A 4,363-nucleotide genomic window follows, 5' to 3' on the forward strand; every position below is an offset into this window, starting at 1 on the left:
TGTAACGGCCTGCAATCATCCTGAGTTCGGCTTGCAAACATCGTGATTTTTGGCCCGGATTATTTGCGTCTATCCTGGGTGCCGAACCCGCATTATTTGCGAATGAGCCCGAATTGTTTGCAACCAGCCTGCAATCATCGGGCCGAACCCGGATTACGTGCGAACGGGCCGTTCAACAAACGCCCGTTTGCTGGACGGCAGCTGTAGCCGAATTCTCCCGATTGATTTTACGGCTCAATTTTGTCTGTTTACCGCGTCTGGAAATCAACGTATGAGTTCCTGTGAGCGGATCAGGTTGTCAGACGGTTTTTCATGCTCATTGGCTACGCACGTATTTCGACCGGGGATCAGAGCCTTGCCTTGCAGCATGACGCGCTGAGATCGGCAGGATGCGAGCGGATTTTCGAGGACAAAGCGAGCGGAGCCAAGACAGCAAGGCCTGGCCTGACCAGCGCCCTGGAACAACTGCGCGAGGGTGACACGCTGGTTGTTTGGCGGCTGGACCGGTTGGGGCGATCCCTGAAGGATCTGATCGCCCGGGCCGAAGAGCTGAAGGAGATGGGCGTCGGGCTGAAGAGCCTTCAGGAATCCATCGACACCACGTCGAGCGGCGGCCAGCTGATCTTCCACATGTTCGGCGCTCTTGCCGAGTTTGAGCGCAACCTGATCCGGGAGCGCACCCTGGCTGGATTGACTGCAGCGCGGGCGCGCGGCCGCAAGGGCGGCCGCAAGAAAGCGCTGGACCGCAAGAAACGAGCCCATGCGGTGGACCTCTACCGCTCCCGCAAACACACGGTGCCGGAGATTTGCAGCCTGATGGGGATCTCACGGGCCACGCTCTATGCCTATGTCGCTGAGTTTGCCGATGGCAAATAGGGGCATCCGCATTCCGGCCGAGACGCTGCTGGCGCTGAGAACCCGGCTGGCCGGGTTGCCGCCCCGGTCAGCGGCGCGGCGGGAGGAGGTTGGCCGGATCGCGGGCCTTTTTGGCGTCAGCCCGTCCACGGTCTACCGCGCCCTGAAGTCCCTGCATCAGCCGAAGGGCTTGCGGCGGTCGGACCGCGGGAAACCGCGTGGCATCCAGGAACGTGATCTGGCGCGCTATTGCGAGATCATCGCCGCCTTGAAGATGCGCACGAGCAACAGGAAAGGGCGGCATCTTTCGACCACCCGGGCCATCGAGCTCCTGGAAGAGCATGGTGTCCAGACGCCGGAGGGCCATGTGCAGCCCCCGAAAGGCCTGTTGAAACGATCGACCGTGAACCGGTGGCTGAAAGATTGGGGATACGACCAGCCCCGCATGACCCGCGCGGCGCCGGCAGCCCGCTTTGAAGCCCGCCATTCCAACGCATGCTGGCAATTTGACATCAGCCCCTCGGATCTGAAGCATATTGCGCAGCCGGCTTGGCTGGACCCCAAGCGGGGACAGCCAACGATGATGCTTTACAGCGTGGTGGATGACCGCTCCGGCACATCCTATCAGGAGTACCGCTGCGTCTACGGCGAGGATGCGGAAAGCGCGCTGCGGTTCCTGTTCAATGCAATGTCGCCCAAGGAGGATACGGAGTTCCAAGGCATTCCCGGGATGATCTATCTCGACAATGGCCCCGTCGCCAAGAGCTTGGTGTTTCAGACGGTGATGGAGCGGCTTGGGGTGGAATGGAAGACGCATATGCCCGCCGGCTCCGACGGGGCGCGGGTTACCGCCCGGTCGAAGGGCAAGGTAGAAAGACCTTTCCGGACGGTGAAGGAGGCCCATGAGACGCTCTATCATTTCCACGAACCGGAAACCGAGGCGGAGGCCAATCTCTGGCTGAGGAATTTCATCAACAAATATAATGACAAACCCCATCGCCGGGAACCGCACAGCCGGATCGAGGATTGGGTGGCCAATCTGCCAGAAACCGGTATTCGCGAGATGTGTTCCTGGGAACGCTTCTGCGCCTTTGCCCGGGAGCCCGAGCGCCGGAAGGTCGCAGCGGATGCGCACGTTTCCATCGACGGGGCCTTCTACGAGGTTGATGGCGATCTCGCAGGCGAGGAGGTACTGCTGTGGTGGGGCCTTTTCGATCATGAGCTGTTCGTGGAATGGCAGGACAAGCGCTACGGCCCCTATCGGCCCGAGGGCGGGCCAATCCCGCTGCACCGGTATCGCAAGCGCAAATCTTCGCCCCGTGAAAAGCGCGCCGAGGCGGTAGCCAAACTGGCCGAGCAGATCAGCTTGCCGCGTGCCGCTCTTGGCGGGTCAGGTTTGGACGCGGCCCCGGCCGAGATTGTGCCGCTGCCCAAGGTCCGCTTCAGCGATCCGGACCCTTGGGGGCAGATTTCCTATGAGAATGCGCTGAGCGCACGGCGGGCCATTTCCTATCTGCTGGACCGGCCGCTTGCTGAACTCTCGCAGGAGGACCGTGCCTTCATCGGCGATCTGGTTGGCCGGACGCTCAACAAGGCCGAGATCGAGGCGGCAATCAAGCAGCGCTTCCGGCGCGAACAATGACAGGAAGGGGGCGGGTCACATGCTCAGCAGACAGGTCATGAAACATTTCCGCATCGAGCGGCCGTGGAACCAGGCGGGGTATTTCGAGACCGAACGCCTGACCCAGTTCCGGGAGGACGTGATGGCCGCCATTATGGCCGGGCATCTGATCGCCATTTCCGGCCCTGTGGGGGTCGGCAAGACAGTGATGATCAACCGTCTTCAGGAACAGATCACGGCCGACAAGAAAATCATCGTGGCGCGCAGCCTCTCGGTGGACAAGCCGCGCGTGGTGCTGCCGGCCCTGATCACGGCGCTCTTTCTCGACATTAGCGGCGATCCGGACATGAAAGTTCCAACCCAGCCCGAGCGCCGGGAGCGGCTGCTTCAAGAGGCCGTGCGCAAGGCCAAAAAGCCGATTGCCCTCTTCATCGACGAAGCCCATGACCTGCACGGCAATACGCTTAACGGCTTGAAACGGCTGCGGGAAGTCATCGGCGCCGGGGGCGGCACCCTGTCCGTGGTGCTGGTTGGCCACCCGCGGCTCAGAAATGACCTGCGCCGCGCCACGATGGAGGAAGTCGGCCACCGGACGGTGAAGTTCGAATTCAGCAGCATCGGCGACGAACGCCGTGAATTCGTGTCCTGGCTTCTCGGACAATGCCTGGCCGAAAGGGTTGAGCCGCTGGACGTCTTTGAGGATGCGGCGCAGCAGTATCTTGCGGAGCGTCTTTCCACGCCCTTGCAGTTTGCCGAACACCTGAACCGGGCCTTTGCCGATGCCTACCGGATGGGCGCGGATCAGGTCACGCGCGAGATCGTAGAGGAAACCATTTCGGTCGGCTTTGACGATCTTGACGCCCGGCTGGCCCGGATCGGCTACAGCCCCAAGGCGCTGGCCGATCTGACCGACACCCGCCTTCCCGAAATCCGCCGCTTCCTCAAGGGCCAGCTGGATACAGACAGAACCGACGAACTCTCAACCCTCATGCGAAAAGCGGGGCTGCCGATATGAAACGCAATACCGAACTTTCCGACAGCGAAGAACGCAGGCTGGGAGAATTCCTTGGCCGGGTGCGCGGCGGCGCAATCCCGAATGTCGAAGCGCTCGACGGCTTCTTCGCGGCGCTGGCTTGTTGTCCGGATCTGGTCATGCCAAGCGAATACATGCCCGTCCTACAAAACGGCGCGACGGAAGACGGCGATCTGGTCTTTGAGGACATGGCGGAGGCCGAACTGTTTGTCGAACTGGTCAACCGGCACTGGAACCATGTGAACCACCAGCTCGATTCCGAGGAGGTATACCTGCCTCTCGTGCTGGAAGATGAGAATGGCAGATACCAGGCCAACGACTGGGCGCAGGGGTTCCTGCGCGGAACCGAGCTGCGGCGCGATATCTGGTTCCAGATCATGGAGGATGAAGCTGAAGGCGGTGCCATGGTGCCGATATGGGCACTCGCCTATGAACATCATGAAGACCCGGAAATGCGCCCCTTCGATGATCCTGTCACCGAGGGTCAACGGCAGGATCTGCTGGTTGGCGCCGCCGCAGGCGTCATGCGCATGCACCGGTATTTTTTGAAACAGCGCAATCTTTACACGCCGCCATCCGGGACATTCATCCGGTCAGGCGGCAAGACCGGCCGGAACGAGCCTTGCCCCTGCGGGTCCGGCAAGAAGTTCAAACAGTGCTGCGGGCGCCGTTCCATGCTGCATTAACTCGTTCGCACGTAATCCGGGTTTGGCCCGATGATTGCAGGCCGGTTGCAAATAATCCGGGCTCATTCGCAAATAATGCGGGTTCACCGCCCCGGATAAACGCAAGTAATCCGGGCCCAAAATCGCGATGATTGCAAGCCGAGATGATTATGTTTGCAGGTCGTTACA

4 protein-coding genes are annotated in these 4,363 nt (G+C 61.0%); all 4 read left to right on the forward strand.

Translation table 11 applies throughout. The annotated features are described in order from the left end of the window. The first annotated feature begins 312 nt into the window (after positions 1-312). Genes BLQ77_RS27925 through BLQ77_RS27940 form a run of 4 tightly spaced genes read left to right on the forward strand, consistent with a single transcriptional unit; the run spans position 313 to position 4,195 of the window. The gene (locus BLQ77_RS27925) at positions 313-876 is read left to right on the forward strand and encodes a recombinase family protein (RefSeq protein WP_054540556.1); all 564 of its coding nucleotides are present in this window, start codon (positions 313-315) and stop codon (positions 874-876) included. Between the two features lie 10 nt (positions 877-886). After that, positions 887-2,497, forward strand: a complete 1,611-nt coding sequence (locus tag BLQ77_RS27930; protein ID WP_089964311.1) for a DDE-type integrase/transposase/recombinase — start codon at positions 887-889, stop codon at positions 2,495-2,497. A 37-nt stretch (positions 2,498-2,534) separates the two neighbouring features. Then, positions 2,535-3,491 carry an ExeA family protein gene (locus tag BLQ77_RS27935; protein ID WP_082386778.1) on the forward strand — a complete coding sequence of 319 codons (957 nt, stop codon included), beginning with the start codon at positions 2,535-2,537 and terminating at the stop codon, positions 3,489-3,491. Beyond that, a complete protein-coding gene (locus BLQ77_RS27940; protein ID WP_054540558.1) occupies positions 3,488-4,195 on the forward strand; it encodes a UPF0149 family protein in 708 nt (235 codons plus the stop codon). The genes BLQ77_RS27935 and BLQ77_RS27940 overlap by 4 nt, the downstream gene beginning before the upstream one ends. Positions 4,196-4,363: the final 168 nt, after the last annotated feature.

It is taken from the genome of Salipiger thiooxidans, assembly GCF_900102075.1.
GTDB lineage: Bacteria > Pseudomonadota > Alphaproteobacteria > Rhodobacterales > Rhodobacteraceae > Salipiger > Salipiger thiooxidans.